A 16,935-nucleotide genomic window follows, 5' to 3' on the forward strand; every position below is an offset into this window, starting at 1 on the left:
CCTCTGCAGGCGAATGCCCCCTATGGTGAGTGCTCCCGTTAATTACTGGGGCGCGGTGTGCGCCGCCGGGCGGGTGTGAGTGCGGTACCCTTGAACTATGACTAAAAGCACCGGGACTCATAGCAGCGCATCTGAAAACACCGCAGAATCCGCTACCGTAACCGAACCTGCCAGCGCTAAAATATCCGCGGCCGATAAACAGCGTTCCGGTGCACGCCGTGCACGTGTGCGCATTCCCGGTGTGCGTATGCCCAGTTTGCGTGCGGTGAGCGGTGTGGCTGCTTTTAGCCTGTGTTTCGGTGCCCTGGTGGCTCCTGCAGCCTATGTGGTCGATAGCCCGGGCCCGCTCTTTAATGTGTTGGGCACTCACCAGAATGAGCAGATTATTCGGGTGCAGGGTGCGCGCACGGGCGGCTCCGGTGAGTTGAATATGACCACTGTGTCGGTGGCGGGCGGCCCGTACACGCAGATTAGTGGTGTGGAGGCTTTTACCGCCTGGTTGCATCGTGCCGAGAATGGTACGGGCTATGATCAGGTGGCGGTGCCCACGGAGGCACTGTACCCGCATGTGACGCAGGAGCAGGCGCAGAGCGCTTCGGGTGCGCAGATGGCTGATTCGCAGACTCAGGCTGCGGTGGCTGCCGCTCGTTATTTGGGTAAGCCGGTGACGGAGAAGACTCTGGTGCGCGCGGTGGTTTCTGATGGTGCCTCGGCTGGTGTCTTGCAGCCGGGCGATCGTTTGCTGCAGGTGGGAGATAAGACTATTTCCACGCTCAGCGATGTGAGCGCGGCGGTTCAGGCGTCGGAGGGCCGTGAACTTGTGGTGCGTTTTGAGCGTGAGGGTGCGCAGCATAGTGTGCAGTTGACTGCGCGTAAGGGCACAGTGAATACTGATTCTGGCGCCCAGGAGCGCTGGCTGCTGGGTATTAGTCTGGCGCAGGATTATGAGCTGCCGTTTAGTATTGAGTACAGCCTGGACGGTATTGGTGGCCCGAGCGCGGGCATGATGCTGACTCTGGGTATTATTGACCGCCTGGGCGATACGTCTTTGCTCTCTGAAAGCGGTGAAGGTAACCGTAATATTATTGCGGGTACGGGCACGATTAATGCTGCCGGTCAGGTCGGTCCGATTGGTGGTATTCGTTTTAAGATTCGTGCTTCGGGTGCGCACGGGGTGCCGTATTTTTTGGCTCCTGCGGATAATTGTGCGGATATTGTGCGTGCTAAGCGTCAGGATCCTGACTTTGATGCGTATTTTGTGGATGGTCGCCGTGCGGGACAGATGCGTATTGTTCCGGTGAAGACTATTGATGATGCGGTTGCTGCCTTGGAGACGATTCGTTCCGGTGGCGTGGATTCGCTGCCGACCTGCTCCTAGCGTCCCTCCCTAGACCCCCGTTGTGGGGTCTGGGTCGTTCCCCGTGACTGCCCCGTTTTGGGCGCACATTGTTGCTTTGGGCTCACATTTTCTGCGCCCAATGGTACTTTTTGCGCCCAAACCGGTATTAGCACAGCCGGTGCCACTTTTGAGATAATAGACCCAAAGTGAAGAAACACAACCGGCAAAGAGGTCACTGTGGCATCTAAAAAACCATCAACCGAATCGAAAACCCCACCGCGCCGTTTCGGCACCCTGCGCCTGACCCTGGTCATTGTTGCCGTGCTGGTGTTGGGCTTTGTGGGGTTCACGCAATTGTATACCGACTGGCTGTGGTTTGATCAGCTGGGGTTCACGGGCGTGTTCACCACCCAAATCATGTATAAGGCTGCGGCGTTTGTGATCACGGCGCTGGTGATCGCTGTACCCCTGTGGTGGAGCATGCATTATGCCATTAAGCACGCCCAGCCGCTGGAGCGCACCCCCGGTTCGGTATTTAGCAGCGGCCCGCGTCAGCAGCGCCGCGTTAAGCGCGAGGAAGAAGACAAGGATGACTCCTCCCCGATCGATGAAGCGGAGCGTCTTTTCCGTGATGCGATGGGCGAGAGCCTGAATCACGCGATGCTGCGCTATCGTCAGGCGGTGGAGAACCTGAAGAAGGTGCTGCTGTACCTGGTTCCTGCCGGTTTGGGTATTTTCATTGCGATGGGTGCTGTGAATCAATGGAGCACTCTGGCGCTCTTTATGAACGGCCGTAGCTTTGGGCAGGCAGACCCTGAATTTGGCCTGGATTATGGTTTCTATATGTTCACCCTGCCGTTTTTGACCCTGGTGGCAAGTCTGCTGACGGCGTCCTTGGTGTTTAGTGCTTTGGGTGGTGCGGCGATGCACTATTTCTACGGTGGTATTCGTGTGCTGCCTAAGGGTGTGGCCACCTCGAAGTATTTCCGTCGTCATGCGGCGCTGCTTGTGGCGTTGTTTATGCTGGTGCGTGCTGGAGATTTTTGGCTGGATCGTTATCGCTCCTTGCTATCGCAGAGCGGCAAATGGGCTGGTGCGATGTATACGGACGTGAACGCCTCTATTCCGGTGCAGATGATCCTGGCGTGTTCTGCGGTGCTGTTGGCGGTTCTTTTTGTGGTGGCTGCGGCGCGTAATCGTTGGCGTTTGCCGATGATGGGTACCGCGATTTTGCTGGTGATTGCGCTGGTTGCCGGTGGTTTGTATCCGTGGGTAGTGCAGCGTTTTCAGGTGGTGCCGAATGAGCAGAGCACGCAGTCGCAGTTTATTCAGCGTAATATTGACGCGACTCGTTTTGCATTTGGTCTGAATAATATTGAGACCACCTCCTATGATGCCAATGGTACGGCTGGTAGCGGCGCATTGCGTTCCTCGAGCGCGACGATTGAGAATATTCGTTTGCTGGATCCGAATGTGGTGGCTGCGGCGTTTGCGCAGATGCAGCAATTCCGCCCGTATTATCGTTTTGATAGTAATTTGGCGGTGGATCGTTATGCGGTGGGGCAAAAGACTCAGGATACTGTGATTGCTGCCCGCGAGTTGAACCCGGATCAGACCCGTGGGGATTCTTGGTATAACCGCCATGTGGTGTACACGCATGGTTATGGTGTGATTGCAGCCTACGGTAATCAGGTGGATAGTGCCGGTAACCCGAAGTTTATGCAGTCCGGTATTAAGGCGACGGGTGTGCTCAGTGAGAGCTACGAGCCGCGTATTTATTTTGGGATGAGTTCGCCGGAGTATTCGATTGTTGGCGGTCGTGGCGATACCTTGGAGCTGGATCGTCCGCAGTCTGCGGAGGAGACCAATAGCGCCGATGCGAAGTACACGTTCGCCGGTTATGGCGGCCCGCGTGTGGATAATACCTTGGCGCGTCTGTCGTATGCGATTAAGTTCCGTTCTTCTGATATTTTGCTCTCGGATGCGGTGCGTGATGGTTCGCAGATTTTGTATGAGCGTAATCCGCTGGATCGTGTGCGTAAGGCTGCCCCGTATTTGACGGTGGATTCGAAGGCGTACCCGGCGATTGTTAATGATCGTGTGGTGTGGATTGTTGATGCGTACACCACCAGTAGCAACATGCCCTATGCGCAGGCGTATACTCCGGAGGGTTCGCGTACGAGCGTGAATTATATGCGTAATTCGGTGAAGGCTACGGTGGATGCCTATGACGGTAAGGTGACCTTGTATGCCTGGGATGAGCAGGATCCGGTCTTGGCGTCGTGGCAGTCGGTGTTTCCGGGGACGGTGCATTCGTGGCGTGAGATGAACGCTCAGTTGCTCTCGCATGTGCGGTACCCGACTGATTTGTTTAGTGCGCAGCGTCAGATGCTCAATAAGTATCATGTGACCAACGCTGCGAGTTTTTACGCTAATGATGATGTGTGGTCGATTCCGAATGATCCGACGAATGAGAGCGGTAAGGCGATCCCTCCGTATTATTTGAGTTTGCAGATGCCGGGTGAGAACCGTGCGCATTTCTCGTTGACGACCACGTTTATTCCGCAGCAGGGCGATACGAATAATTCGCGTAATGTGATGTACGGTTTCTTGGCTGCTAATGGTGATGCCGGTACGGGTAAGGATGGTGAGCGTAGCGCCGATTACGGTAAGTTGCGTTTGTTGGAGTTGCCGCGTTCTTCGGTGGTGCCGGGCCCGGGCCAGGCGCAGAATATTTTCAATTCTGATGCTGAGGTGTCGAATCAGTTGAACCTATTGCGTCGTGGTTCTTCTGAGGTGCTCAACGGTAATATGCTGACCTTGCCGGTGGCTGGCGGCATGTTGTATGTGCAGCCGGTGTATGTGCAGTCTAGTGGTGATGCGAAGTATCCGCGCCTGCAGCGTGTGCTGGTGAGTTTTGGCGATAAGGTTGGTTTTGCTCCGACCCTGGATGAGGCGTTGAATCAGGTGTTTGGTGGTTCTTCTGGTGTGAAGCTGGATAGTAGCGGCAGCACGGATTCCAACTCGTCTGGTTCGTCTAGCTCCTCTGGTTCCTCGAGTTCTTCTAGCTCTTCTAGTGCGCAGGGTGATACCTTACAGAAGGCGCTGGCTGATGCTTCTGCCGCGATGAAGGAGGCCGATGAGGCGATGAAGCGTGGCGATTGGGCTGCGTATGGTCAGGCGCAGAAGAAGTTGCAGGCGGCGTTGGAGCGTGCGCTTGCTTTGGAAGCTGCCTCGCGTAAGTAATGCCGGGTGCTTGGCGATGTGCCGGGTGCTGGTTCTGCCAGACGGCCAGTGTGGGGAAGCCGGTGCAGAGGGCAGGAGCACTAATACACAAGTTTATGTGTTCCTGCTCTCAAATGGCTGTTTGGGCTTGCGAACCTCGTGGCGGGCGCGTATAGTTATATGAGTCGCCGCGGGGTGGAGCAGTTCGGTAGCTCGCCGGGCTCATAACCCGGAGGTCGCAGGTTCAAATCCTGTCCCCGCAACGAATAAAGGCTCTCGAAGTAATTCGAGGGCCTTTTTGCTTTAACCTTTTCTGGTGCCCTGCTGTTCTGGTGTTTCCGGGGGCACCGGCGGGTACGGGTCTACAATGGTTGTATGGAACCTCGCTACGATTTGCATATTCATTCTGCGTTATCTGACGGCACTCAGTGCTTGGAGGAGCTGGTGCCGCTGGTGGCGCGTGCGGGCTTGGCTGGTTTCGCCCTGACTGATCACGATACGACGGCCGGTTGGGCGCAGGCTGCTGCATTGGCGGGGGAGTACGGTCTGGATTTTGTGCCGGGTGCGGAGTTCTCCTGCCGCTATGTGTATGGCACCGATTCTGGTTCCGCTTCGAAGACTATTCACCTGCTGGCTTATGGTTTTGACCCGGTGACCTCTGAGCTGGCGCGGCAGGTGGAGCGTATTCGCGCCAGCAGGCAGGGGCGTGCGCAGGCTATGGTAGAGCGCCTGGCGGCTGATTTCCCGATCACCTGGGATCAGGTGACGGCGCAGGCTGGTGCGGGCAATCAGGCGATTGGTCGCCCGCATATTGCCGATGCCTTGGTGGCATTGGGGGCGGTGCCGGATCGTTCTGCGGCTTTTGAGCGCCTGCTGTATACGGGGAGCAAGTATTATGTGCCGCAGCTGGCTCTTGACCCGGTGGATGCGGTGCGCCTGGTGCGTGCGGCCGGTGGTGTGCCGGTGATTGCGCACCCGATGAGTCGTATGCGCGGCCCAGCGCTTTCCCTAGAGTATCTGGAGCAGTTGGTGGCTGCCGGGCTGGGTGGTATTGAGGTCTTTCATCGGGAGAATGGCGCAACCGATCGTGAGCGTCTGTTGGATTTCGTGCGCGGATACCCGCATCTGTTGGTGACCGGTAGTAGTGATTATCATGGTGCGGGTAAGCCGAATGAGTTGGGGGAGAATACAACCTCGACTTCGACGGTAGCGGCCCTGCGTGAGCAATGTATATAGGCCTTGCGTGAGCAATGTATATAGACACAGTGTGGGTAGTTTATATAGGGCGCCCTGTGGGTGCCGCGGTGTATTATATATAGGTGCTATGTGGGCGTTTATCTGGGGTGTTGGCGGAGCTATTGCTAAGGTATCAACCTTGCCCCAGGGGTGCGCCGATATAGGCCCGCCCCGCTTTTTCGCACCGGGCAACTCCAACTGAGGTAATACTGCGTGCTTAACGGCACAGCCCGCTGACCTCGTGCCCTCACGACCCTCCCGGAGTTCCTTTTTAACAGTGCGGAAGCCTTAAAACAACCGCTAGCGGTAACATGTGCGCACGCATATCTCGAATATGTCACTAAACCTTCAATAAATAGTTGATACGTTACTCAATTCCCGCTTGAAACCCGCGGCCGGGGTGTGATTAAGTCTTAAATTTCTGCGGCTCATAATGCTTGCAAGCGCCCCCGGATGCGGTATGATTGTCCATGAATCATTACGAATTTGCGGCATTTTTGCCACAATCTTCACGAAACGGTACCGCGCACACCCGCTTCAGTGCGGGGGTGGAGTGCTGAAACGTTATCCATCCTCATCTGATAACGGCGGCACGGCGCCCGGAAATAGTGAAGATTTCGAGGAGACGCCACCGACAGGACTGGCGCCCGCGCCTGTGGTAAAGTTGCGTCTCTGATTCACACAGGCTTTCCCGCCTTGAAGGCTATCACTCACTCACCTGAGCTAGATACCTGCGAGAGGGAGAGAGCGCCCCGCTTCATATGGGCGGACGCGCTTCAATATTCACTTTGTCTAGATACCTCGAGGATCTACATGGAAAACACTAACATTTCCCGCCGTAAGGTGGTTGCCGGTGCTGCATGGGCAGCTCCGGTTGTTGCTGCCTCGGCAGTAGTGCCGGCGTACGCGGCGTCGAACTGCACCGATTTCAACACTACCGCTACTTTGGGTAACACTACTACCGACGGTTCGCTCGTTACCAAGACCTTCACCGTTCCGACCGGCGTGACTTCGATTAAGTTCACCGTGGTGGGCGCAGCTGGTGGTGGCGGCCGTGGTGCTTCTGCAGGTCTGAACTACGCTGGTGGTGCTGGTGCTCAGGTAACCGGCACCCTGGCTGTGACCCCCGGCCAGACCCTGACTCTGACTGCTGCCGGTGGCGGTATTCAGAACTACAACAAGTTCAACTCTAACTCCGGCCCCAACTTCGCGGGTGACACCTGGTTCCACAATACCGGTGGTAAGGGTTGGAACGGTGCAAACGGTGGTGACACCGCTAACCTGTGGGATGACCACATTAGCGATGCAGACAGCCTGACCAACGGTGAAATGAATAAGCGTAAGGGCAATATCTTCGCTCACCAGAATGTTACCGAGCAGTACCCCCTGCCCCAGGCTGGCGGTAATCCGACCAACCTGCTCTACGCTCGTGCAACCCCGCGTTACGGTGGTTCCGGCGGTGGCGCATCCGCTCTGCTGCTTGACGGCGACCTGGTCGCTGTTGCCGGTGGCGGCGGCGGTGCGGGTATCGGTTGGTCCGCTAACTACCCGCAGGCTACTGCACCCACTGGTTCTGTTTTCGCTAACAGCTCTGCACCCGGTGGCTACGCAGGTACCAGCCCCAACGCACCCTCGGTCACCTGGAACACTCAGACCGGTAGCTTCGTGACTACCGTTACCCCCGGTGGTAACGGCGCAACCTCCAGCGGCGGCACCATTACTCCGGGTACCGCAGCTTCGGCTGGTACCAGCACCGTGAATGCATCCGGTTACGTTAACAAGACCAATGCAAACGGTACCTTCTACTCGCGCAATGCTGCATCGGTTGCTGGTGGCACCTACGCGGGCGCAAGCTCCGACTGGGGTATGACTGCTGTATACCAGGGCGAAGCTCCCGGTAGCGGTAACTACCAGGCAGCAGCTATGATCAGCCCCGGTGCGGGTGGCGGTGGCTACGGTGGCGGCGCTTCGGGCGTTTCCGTTGCAAGCTCTTACCAGGCTACTTCCCCGGACTCGGCAGGTAAGTACAACGTTATTGGTGCAATTCATGGCTCCGGTGGTGGCGCTGGTGGTTCCTTCGTGAGCACCAAGCTGGCTTCTGACGGTGCTATTGCAACCGCTAACAACGCTAACACCGTTGGTGGTAGCCGCGTAAACGGTAACATCGTTCTGAGCTACTGCACCGACAACGGTGGCACTGTTTCCCTCTAAGCCTAGTGCTTAGAAGAACAGAGCACCTGCTCTAGCTGATAAACACACCCGTGGGGTGGCGGTTTTCCCGCTACTTCACGGGTGTGTTTTCTTATCTCCCTGTCCCTCTTCCCCGTTCTTATCTCTCTCGGTTTTATCCCCTCCCCCCGTTTTGGGCGCAATATGTTGCTTTGGGCGCAGATAATTTGCGCCCGTTGTGACTTTTGCGCCCAAACCGATCTCACTCGCCTGGTTTTGGTGGTTGATGAGTATATTCGTCGGGCTTGGCAGGGGAGAACCTAGCACTGGAGCTTGTATCCATTGCACTTACCCCACAGCATACAAGCGCAATACACTCCCATTTCTGTAGCCTATGGGCTACACTTAAGGTATGGAGATAATCCGAACAGAAACCTACGATCGGTGGTTCCGCAAGCTTAAGGACGTGCAGGGCAAGGCGCGTATCAATATTGCTCTGCGCCGGTGCGAACTTGCTGGGAAGATAGTAGGCGATGTGAAGCCAGTAGGAAACGCGGTGATGGAACTGCGCATACATACTGGCCCTGGGTATCGTATCTACTACACCTTTGAAGGCGATACTCTGATGCTGTTACTTATTGGCGGTGACAAAAGCACCCAACAGCGTGACATAGATGCAGCGCATAAAATGGCGCATGATATTCGAAGGAAGAACGATGACTGAAGTACTTAACCGCTGGGACGTCAGCGACTACCTAGCCACTGATGAGGATATTATTGCGTATTTGAATGCTGCTCTTGAAGACCCTGACTCGCGTATCCTGCAAGCGGCACTGGGGGATATTGCTAAGGCTCGTGGTATGAGCCGTGTCGCGAATACGGCTGATCTTAACCGTGAATCCTTGTATAAAGCACTCTCTACTAATGGTAATCCGTCGTGGAATACGATGCGTAAAATATTTGATGCTCTTGGATTACAGCTTGAAGTGCGGGTAGCTGCTTAACATCTCCCCGTTTTGGGCGCAATGTGTTGCTTTGGGCGCAGAAAAATTGCGCCCAATGTTACTTTCTGCGCCCAAACCGGGGGAGGGGTTAAGAAGCAGCGCGTTTCTTCGCCAACTCCTGACGTCGCCGCTCACGCCGCAAATGCTCACGCGCCTGCACACGCAATTGCTTCTCCACAGCATCCGTGGAGGAATGCCGCACAAACTCGCAGGCAGCACCCTCTACCGGCTGCACCTGCTGCTGCAACTTCACCCGCTGCGCCGCCAATGCCTTACGCGAAGCCGCCATCAACGCATCCCGCGAGGTACCGCCACGAACCCCCACACTACGATGCGGCGTAAACAACACCGACGCACCGCGAGGCACCCCGCGATACGCCTGCAAAGACGTTTCGCTCGCATTCAAACGGTGCGCCATCGTCTCAATAGCGCTCGGGTTCTGATCAACACACACGAACTTACGACCCAGCGAAGCCGCCGCCGCACCCGTCGTACCCGAGCCGGCAAAGAAATCCAGCACCCAATCGCCCGGACGCGAGGACGCCGCAATCATACGGCGCAACAAACCAACCGGCTTCTGCGTGGGGTAGCCAGTCTTCTCTTTGCCTGTGGGAGAAACAATCGTATGCCACCACACATCCGTGGGCAGCTTACCGCGAGCCGCTTTCTCCTCGGTCACCAAAGAAGGCGCCATATAGGGTTCGCGATCCACCTCAGCCGTATTAAAATAATAGCTGCGAGAATTCTTTACATACACCAAAATATTATCGTGCTTTGTCGGCCAGCGGCGGGTAGATTTAGCGCCGTAATCATACGCCCAAATCAATTCGTTCAAAAAACAATCGCGGCCAAAAATCATATCGCACATAATCTTGGCATAATGCACCTCACGCCAATCTAAATGCAAATACAGGGTGCCGTCCTCAGCGAGCAGACGGTGAGCCTCGCGAATACGCGGCTCCAAAAACGCCCAATAATCCTCAAAAGAATCAGAATAGCTAGCAATAGTCTGCAAAACAGTACTATAACTCTTACCCTTAAACCCGGTACGCTGCGCAGAATCCTGCCCGCCAGAGCCCTTAGAATCACCCTGCGCATCGGCAGAACGCGCACTATAGGAACGGCGCGTCTGCGGCTTACCCGTATTAAACGGCGGGTCAATATAAATCACCGTAAACGATGCATCAGGCAGAGTACGCAGGTACTCCAAATTATCCGCCTGCACCAGCAGCGACGGACCGGCCGGATCAAACACCGGGTCAGTGGCCGCCGGGGCGGGGGAGGCAGAACGGGCGTGGGCGCGCGCCGCTTTTGCGGTGGCCTGCGCATCAGCATGATGGGTGGGCGAAAGATGAGAAGCAGACATAGTGTGGAACTATTCGCCCTCAACCACGCGGCGGGTACGACGACGCGGCCTGCGGGTACGCTGACCCTGCTCGCCGCCCTCAGCCTGTGCTCGCTGCTCACCGCGAGGCTGAGCATTATCGGCCCCGGCCTGCTCGCCCTCTACACGGCGGGTACGGCGGCGGGAAGAAGAACGGGTGCGCTCAGCGTTAGTGCCGCGCTCAGCACCATCGCGGCGCTCACCGCGAGAAGAATTACTGCCACCGCGGCCACGCGAACCCGAACGCGAAGAACCGCGCTCGGAACGAGAACCGCGGCCACGCTCACGGCCATCCCCGTAATCCTCCAGACGCTCCGCATCCAAACCCTCCAGGGTGCGCTCGGCGCGCGGCAGACGACCCTTGGTGCCCGCCGGAATATTCAAATCATAGAACAGGTGCTCAGAGGAAGAGTAGGTTTCTACCGGGTCGGGCACACCAAGCTCCAGGGCGTCGTTAATATGACGCCAACGCGGCACATCCTCCCAATCCACAAAGGTCACAGCGGTGCCCTCATTGCCGGCGCGGCCGGTGCGGCCGGTACGGTGCAGGTAGGTTTTCTCATCCTCGGGCACACGGTGGTTAATCACATGGGTCACATCTTCCACGTCAATACCGCGGGCTGCCACGTCGGTTGCCACCAGAATATCCACCTTGCCGTTGCGGAAGGCACGCAGCGCCTGCTCACGTGCACCCTGGTTGAGGTCACCGTGCAGGGGAGCGGCGGCGAAACCACGGCTGATCAGCTCATCTGCCACGCGCGCGGCGTCACGCTTAGTCTTGGTGAAAATCACGGTGCGGCCACGGCCCTCGGCGCGCAGAATACGGCCGAGCATTTCGTCCTTATCCATGTGATGCACACGGTAGACCACCTGACGGATCGACGCCTTGGTTTTGGCCTGGTCGTCCGGGTTGGTGGCGGTAATACGCATGGGCTTGGTCATGTACTGGCGCGCGATAGCGACGACCGGGCCGGGCATAGTTGCCGAGAAGAGCATGGTCTGGCGCTTTTCGGGCAGGTAATCCAGGATCTTTTCAACCGGTTCCTGGAAGCCCAGATCAAGCATTTCGTCGGCTTCGTCCAGGACGACCATGGAGATCTGGGAGAGGTTCAGGTCACCGCGCTGGTACAGGTCAATCACTCGGCCGGGGGTGCCCACAATGACCTCAACGCCGCGCTGCAGCAGCTGGATCTGCTTGTCCATGGGCGCACCGCCGTAGATGGTGGCTACGCGCGCATTGCGCAGCTTGGCAGCCAAAGCGAGGTCGTCGCCCACCTGCAGTGCCAGTTCGCGGGTGGGGACGAGGATGAGCGCCTGCGGTGCGCCGGGGGTGGGCAGTGCATCCCAGCCTTCGTCCTCGCGGCCGATAACGCGCTGGATCACGGGCAGACCGAAGCCGAGGGTTTTACCGGTGCCGGTTTTTGCCTGGCCGATAATGTCGTGGCCGGTCAGGGCTACGGGCAGGGTCATTTCCTGGATGGGGAAGGGGTGAGTGATACCGGCTTGCGCCAGGGCTTCGGCGATGTCTTCGCGCACGCCGCATTCAACAAAAGTCTTGGGAGCTTGTTCGGTCATGATGTTCTTTCACGCTCAAAGGTTGATAGCCGATCGCGGTTCTGCATGCGGTGCGCCGTGCAGGCTGCTGGCCGCTGGTAGGGAAGCGATTCATTATTACGGGCGACCGGTCAATCACTTAACCCTCTAATATTAACCCGAAGCGGCGCAGAATGCACCCTCGGGCTGCGGGTGATATACGCCCTGTTCTTATGCCGTTTTGGGCGCAATTTGTAACAACGGGCGCAATTTTCCTGCGCCCAATGTTACTTTTTGCGCCCAAACCGGGGAGGGAGAATACAAGTATCCCCGGCAGCCGCCGCATTATGCGGGCAGGATACCGGGGACACTCAGAGACTATCCGGGGATAGGCGCGAAACTTTAGGGGCGCCGGATGCGGCACCGGAACTTTAGGCAGCGAAGCCTACGCGGCGCTTTTCTTCGGTACCGAGCTCTACGTAACCGATCTGCGCGCCGGAGATCAGGGTGGTTGCGCCCTTTTCATCGACCAGTTCCAGCAGGGTGCCGTTGGTCAGGGCTTCGGAGACCTTGGCGCGGATTGCGTCAATCTCTTCCTTGGATTCGATGATGATTTCGCGGGTCAGGTGGCGTACACCGATTTTGATTTCCATAATGCTCCTTTGAGGTATCGCCGGGTGGCTATCAATTACTTCTAAGTGTACCCGCCCGCCACTGATTCTGGGCTTTATGCGCTCAGAGCTTAGGGAATTACCTAGTCAGTAATATCAATTCCATACAGAGCCTCAAGAGCAGCAATGTACTCATCGGTTCGACCCAGAGCAGCCAATTGCTTAGCACGCATCATGGGAGTGTGCAGCAGGGACTTGACCATGCGTCGCATAGCAACCTCAAGGTGCTCAGCGGCGGCACCGCATCCATAGTGTGCACGTGCCTTTTCGAGCTCTTCATCCAACACCTGCATGGTGTGAGAGCGCAGCGCGACGATTGCCGAATCAATGGATCGGGTCTTTTGCTTGGCAATAAAGGTGCTAGTTTCGGATTCGACGATGGTGCGGGCGGTGTGTACTGCCTCTTCGGTTTCGGCAGGGGCGACTAGGCGTACCGATTCGAGGGTAATGAGTTCAACCTCGGGCAGGTCTGCTACGGCGGGGTCGAAGTCGCGGGAGAGTGCCAGATCCAGGATGGTGTGACGACCCGCGGGGATTTCGGAAGGATCCAGGGGCGCGGAGCCTCCGGAGCAGCCGATAATGACATCACTGGTTGCCATGGCGGCGTAGAGTCCGGTGTCTTCCACCGCGTTGATTTCGCGTTTTGCGGCGAATTCTTCGGCGCGGCCGGAGCGGGAGTAGACCCAGATATCTTCGCATCCGAGCTCGCGCAGGGCTGCAACGGTGGCACCCGCGTAGGCGCCGGTGCCGAAGATGAGCGCGCGGCGGTTTCCCCAGTCTTTTTCAGTGACGGCGTCTGCCAGTTCCAGAGCGACGGAGACGATGGAGCGTCCCTGTGCTCCCAGGGCGGTGTGTTGACCGACCTGCTTGGCGGTATGTGCCGCGTGTTCAAAAAGCTGAATGAGTTCGCTGGTGGCGGTGCCTTGCTCCTGCGCCTGGGTGAGTGCTCGGCGTACCTGACCTGCGATTTCACGCTCACCGACCACGGCGGATTCGAGCCCGGAGGCTACCGTAAAGAGGTGGTGCGCGGAGTCGGTATCGCGGTGAATTTCAAAGCTGGTTTCAACAATGTTCAGTGCCACATCTGCCGTGGAGGCGATGGCCTCGTAAATCATGGTGCTCACGGGTGCCAGGTGTTCGGCGACATCAATGTGCACGTATATTTCGAGGCGGTTGCAGGTGGAGAGCACCACGCTGCCACGCACGCCCAGTTGTTGGGCGGTGGGGGAGGTGAGGAGTTTGGGTACGATTGTGGCACCGTCGGCGAGGAGCGCGACGGTGGTCAGGTCTACTGTCCTGTGGCTGGCAACGAAAGCATAGGTAGTCACTAGTTTCTAATCATAGCCATAAGGTGCCGGTGGGTGTAAAGCGAGTGTGACTTAGTGGGTAGAACGGTTAACCTGAGTTATCAAGCACGAGTTTAAGCTTAGGGTTAGCTTAGGGGATAGGTGAACTTTTACTCCCCCAGTTTTAGGTGTACTTCAGGCGCTAGCATAAGTGACAGAGTGTCGCAAAAGAGCGCTCTAAAAACTGGCACACTGGGGGTATGACTGAAAGCATGACCGCACCCGCAGGTGCCCCGCGCGCACCCTACCGCCCCCTGCTGACTGAGGATCAGCTGGCGCATCTGCCGGCGAACCATCCGCTGCGTCGCGCCGAGGGCGAGATCCGCGCGAATACTGCCTCCTCGCCCATGCTGCTGGCGCTGACCGGCCGCGGGAATCAGGCCTCGCACCGCCCGGTGTGGTTTATGCGCCAGGCGGGCCGTTCTCTGCCGGAGTACCGCGCCGCACGCGAGGGTATCGCCATGCTGGATGCCTGCCTGACCCCGGAGCTTGCCGCTGAGATTACGGTGCAGCCGGTACGCCGCCACGCCGTGGATGCGGGTATTTTCTTCTCGGATATTGTGATTCCGATGAAGCTTGCGGGTGTGGATGTGGATATTGTTCCCGGCCGTGGCCCGGTGCTCTCCTCCCCGGTGCGTACCCTGGAAGATGTGCGCGCCCTGCCGGAGCTTGAAGATTCGGCGCTGGATGTTATTCGCGAGGCTATTGCCGCCACGGTGGAGAAGCTGGGCGATACCCCGCTGATTGGTTTCGCCGGCGCTCCTTTTACCGTTGCCGCCTATATGGTGGAGGGTGGTCCTTCGCGTGACCACCTGCGCCCGCGCACTATGATGCACGCCGACCCCCAAGCGTGGAAGGAACTGGGTGCTTGGGCTGCTCGTACTGCCGGGCAGTTCTTGCGTGCTCAGATTGAGACGGGTGCTTCGGCGGTTCAGCTTTTTGACTCCTGGGCTGGTTCGTTGAGTGAGGGCGATTATCGTCGTTATGTGCAGGAGCATTCGGCGGCGTCCCTGGCGGCTGTGGAGGAGTTCGGTGTGCCGCGTATTCATTTTGGTACGGGTACCGGCGAGCTGCTGGGCGCCATGTACGAGGCCGGCGCCGATGTGATGGGCGTTGATTACCGCCTGCCCCTGGATATTGCTAGCCAGCGACTGGGTGGCAAAGTGGTACTGCAGGGCAATATTGATCCGGCTCTGCTGGCTGCCGGCCCCGAGGTTCTTTACCCGCATGTTGATAGCGTGTTGCAGGCCGGCTCCGCAGCTCCCAGCCATGTGGTGAATCTGGGTCACGGCGTGCCGCCGACCACTGACCCGCAGGTGCTCACCGATCTGGTCTCCTATATTCACCGTAAGACTGCGCGTACTGTCTAAGGATAGAGAACGGGGTAATATCCCGTCATAATCTGTCATAAACACGTATACGAGATACAAAACACAGTGAATCCGGGTAGTCTGAACAGGGAATATTACCCGGTATTCACAGTGACCATAGTCGATACCTAACACGCCGCGCAGAATACACACCGCACAGGATCAACGCAGGAAGAAGGACACACGTGACTGACTCGCCCACCCGCCGCACCGCCATCGTTATCGGCGGCGGAGTTTCCGGTCTGCTGGCAGCACGCCAGCTGCGCGCCGCAGGTCTACGCGTAACCCTGCTGGAGGCACGCGAACACCTCGGTGGCGCCGTAGGAGCCCACGAAGTCGCCTCCCTCATGCTTGACTCCGGCGCGGAATCCTTTGCAACCCGCTCCACCGCCGTGAGCACCCTCATTGAAGAGCTCGGTCTCAAAGATAAGATTGTCACCCCCAATGCCTTGGGTTCGTGGCTGTACCTGCCGCAGGGCGCTCGTAAAATGCCCAGCAGCGGCATTATGGGCATCCCGGGTGATTTGAACGATAAGAGTCTGATCGATGTGCTGGGTAAGGGCGGTCTGCGCCGCGCCCAGCTGGACCGTGTGCTGCCCATTGCCGCCACCGAAAAGATTCGTACCCTGGGCGAGTTGGTGCGCGTACGCATGGGTCGCTCTGTACTGGATAACCTGGTGGCTCCCGTAGTGTCCGGCGTGTATTCTTCCCACCCGGACTCCCTGGATATTGACGCGACCATTCCGGGTCTGCGCGCGGCTATGCGCACCCACCGTTCCCTGGCGGGCGCCTCCGCTGCTTTGCGCGCAGCCTCCCCGGCAGGTAGCCAGGTGGCGTCCCTTGCCGGTGGTATGAATCAGCTGACTGAGGCGCTGGTTCGTGATATTCAGGCAGCCGGCGTGCGCATTATTGCCGGCTTTGACGTCATTGCTGTGGATCGAGACCCTGCAACCGGCCAGTGGCTGATGATTCAGAAGAACACCGTGGGTGGGGATAAGATCGCCACCGCCCGCGCTGACTACCTGGTCATTGCCTCGGACGGTCCGACTACCGCGCGATTGCTTGCCCCGCATATTGAGGGCCCGGCTCTGCCGGTCATTGAACCAGGCCCCGAGGTTGCACTGGTGACACTGGTGGTGGATCAGAAGCTGCTCAATAGCAATCCCCGCGGTACCGGTCTGCTGGTATCCGATCAGGTGCGCGGTGTGCGTGCTAAGGCTCTGACTCATGCGAGCGCGAAGTGGGATTGGGTACGAGACGCCACCATTGACTCGCGTCATGTTGTACGCCTGTCCTATGGTCGCGGAGGCGAAGACTCCCGCTTCAACGACGTATCCCTAAGCGATGAGCAGCTCATCACCCTGGGCATGCACGACGCCACCAAACTCATGGGTGTGCCCATTACCGGCGAGCAGCTGGTAGACGCCGACGTGATTCGCTGGCGCGGCGTGCTCCCGGCAGCAACCCCCGGCTACCGCGACCGTGTGCAAAACTTCCGCACCCGCGTCGCCGAGCTGGATAATGTGTGCATTATTGGCTCCTGGGCGGCAGGTAGCGGCCTGGTCAAGGTCGTGGGAGATACCACCACCCAGGTACAGGGCTTCCTCAAACGCCATAGCTACGCCGATCAGCTGCACACCGACTCATAGCGGCAGACA

At 57.9% G+C, this 16,935-nt stretch carries 12 protein-coding genes and 1 tRNA gene; 9 read left to right on the plus strand and 4 right to left on the minus strand.

Features of this window, described 5'->3' with window-relative positions; genetic code table 11:
- The first annotated feature begins 97 nt into the window (after positions 1-97).
- From Q4P78_RS07650 to Q4P78_RS07680, 7 genes are all read left to right on the plus strand, one after another.
- Positions 98-1,378, plus strand: a complete 1,281-nt coding sequence (locus Q4P78_RS07650; RefSeq protein WP_303339772.1) for a PDZ domain-containing protein — start codon at positions 98-100, stop codon at positions 1,376-1,378.
- A 198-nt stretch (positions 1,379-1,576) separates the two neighbouring features.
- Positions 1,577-4,585: a UPF0182 family protein gene (locus Q4P78_RS07655; protein ID WP_303339773.1), complete on the plus strand. Its 3,009-nt coding sequence runs from the start codon at positions 1,577-1,579 to the stop codon at positions 4,583-4,585.
- Between the two features lie 168 nt (positions 4,586-4,753).
- A tRNA-Met gene (locus Q4P78_RS07660) sits at positions 4,754-4,827 on the plus strand.
- 112 nt (positions 4,828-4,939) lie between these two features.
- Entirely contained in the window at positions 4,940-5,800 is an 861-nt protein-coding gene (locus tag Q4P78_RS07665; RefSeq protein ID WP_303339774.1) for a PHP domain-containing protein, read from the plus strand.
- 813 nt (positions 5,801-6,613) lie between these two features.
- Positions 6,614-8,011: a hypothetical protein gene (locus Q4P78_RS07670; RefSeq protein ID WP_303339775.1), complete on the plus strand. Its 1,398-nt coding sequence runs from the start codon at positions 6,614-6,616 to the stop codon at positions 8,009-8,011.
- A gap of 370 nt (positions 8,012-8,381) precedes the next feature.
- Positions 8,382-8,693 (plus strand): type II toxin-antitoxin system RelE/ParE family toxin, encoded by a 312-nt coding sequence (locus Q4P78_RS07675; RefSeq protein ID WP_303339776.1) that lies wholly within the window; start codon positions 8,382-8,384, stop codon positions 8,691-8,693.
- Complete coding sequence (locus tag Q4P78_RS07680; RefSeq protein ID WP_303339777.1) at positions 8,686-8,973, plus strand: addiction module antidote protein; 288 nt, start codon at positions 8,686-8,688, stop codon at positions 8,971-8,973. Before Q4P78_RS07675 ends, Q4P78_RS07680 begins: the two co-directional genes overlap by 8 nt.
- Positions 8,974-9,061: 88 nt before the next feature.
- On the opposite strand, the gene Q4P78_RS07685 is transcribed toward Q4P78_RS07680, so the two are convergent.
- The 4 genes from Q4P78_RS07685 to Q4P78_RS07700 form a co-directional block, all read right to left on the minus strand.
- Positions 9,062-10,339: a site-specific DNA-methyltransferase gene (locus Q4P78_RS07685; RefSeq protein WP_303339778.1), complete on the minus strand. Its 1,278-nt coding sequence runs from the start codon at positions 10,337-10,339 to the stop codon at positions 9,062-9,064.
- A gap of 9 nt (positions 10,340-10,348) precedes the next feature.
- Positions 10,349-11,932, minus strand: coding sequence for a DEAD/DEAH box helicase (locus tag Q4P78_RS07690; protein ID WP_303339779.1), 1,584 nt, complete (start codon positions 11,930-11,932; stop codon positions 10,349-10,351).
- Positions 11,933-12,321: 389 nt separating this feature from the next.
- A complete protein-coding gene (locus tag Q4P78_RS07695; protein WP_303339780.1) occupies positions 12,322-12,543 on the minus strand; it encodes a DUF3107 domain-containing protein in 222 nt (73 codons plus the stop codon).
- A 101-nt stretch (positions 12,544-12,644) separates the two neighbouring features.
- Entirely contained in the window at positions 12,645-13,889 is a 1,245-nt protein-coding gene (locus Q4P78_RS07700; RefSeq protein ID WP_303339781.1) for a glutamyl-tRNA reductase, read from the minus strand.
- Positions 13,890-14,107: 218 nt separating this feature from the next.
- Here Q4P78_RS07700 and hemE point away from each other — a divergent pair, with 218 nt between their 5' ends.
- The gene (gene hemE / locus Q4P78_RS07705) at positions 14,108-15,277 is read left to right on the plus strand and encodes a uroporphyrinogen decarboxylase (protein ID WP_303339782.1); all 1,170 of its coding nucleotides are present in this window, start codon (positions 14,108-14,110) and stop codon (positions 15,275-15,277) included.
- Between the two features lie 185 nt (positions 15,278-15,462).
- On the plus strand, positions 15,463-16,926 hold the full coding sequence (hemG, locus tag Q4P78_RS07710) for a protoporphyrinogen oxidase (protein ID WP_303339783.1): 1,464 nt from the start codon (positions 15,463-15,465) through the stop codon (positions 16,924-16,926).
- The last annotated feature ends 9 nt before the right edge of the window (positions 16,927-16,935 follow it).

The organism is Rothia sp. (in: high G+C Gram-positive bacteria), from assembly GCF_030540545.1.
In the GTDB taxonomy this organism is placed as follows: Bacteria; Actinomycetota; Actinomycetes; order Actinomycetales; family Micrococcaceae; genus Rothia.

Excerpts from the sequence above, each read along its gene's own strand:
- Q4P78_RS07650 (WP_303339772.1), top strand. The coding sequence starts at position 98 with ATGACTAAAAGCACCGGGACTCATAGCAGCGCATCTGAAAACACCGCA.
- Q4P78_RS07665 (WP_303339774.1), top strand. The coding sequence starts at position 4,940 with ATGGAACCTCGCTACGATTTGCATATTCATTCTGCGTTATCTGACGGC.
- Q4P78_RS07670 (WP_303339775.1), top strand. The coding sequence starts at position 6,614 with ATGGAAAACACTAACATTTCCCGCCGTAAGGTGGTTGCCGGTGCTGCA.
- Q4P78_RS07675 (WP_303339776.1), top strand. The coding sequence starts at position 8,382 with ATGGAGATAATCCGAACAGAAACCTACGATCGGTGGTTCCGCAAGCTT.
- Q4P78_RS07680 (WP_303339777.1), top strand. The coding sequence starts at position 8,686 with ATGACTGAAGTACTTAACCGCTGGGACGTCAGCGACTACCTAGCCACT.
- Q4P78_RS07685 (WP_303339778.1), bottom strand. The coding sequence starts at position 10,339 with ATGTCTGCTTCTCATCTTTCGCCCACCCATCATGCTGATGCGCAGGCC.
- Q4P78_RS07690 (WP_303339779.1), bottom strand. The coding sequence starts at position 11,932 with ATGACCGAACAAGCTCCCAAGACTTTTGTTGAATGCGGCGTGCGCGAA.
- Q4P78_RS07695 (WP_303339780.1), bottom strand. The coding sequence starts at position 12,543 with ATGGAAATCAAAATCGGTGTACGCCACCTGACCCGCGAAATCATCATC.
- hemE (WP_303339782.1), top strand. The coding sequence starts at position 14,108 with ATGACTGAAAGCATGACCGCACCCGCAGGTGCCCCGCGCGCACCCTAC.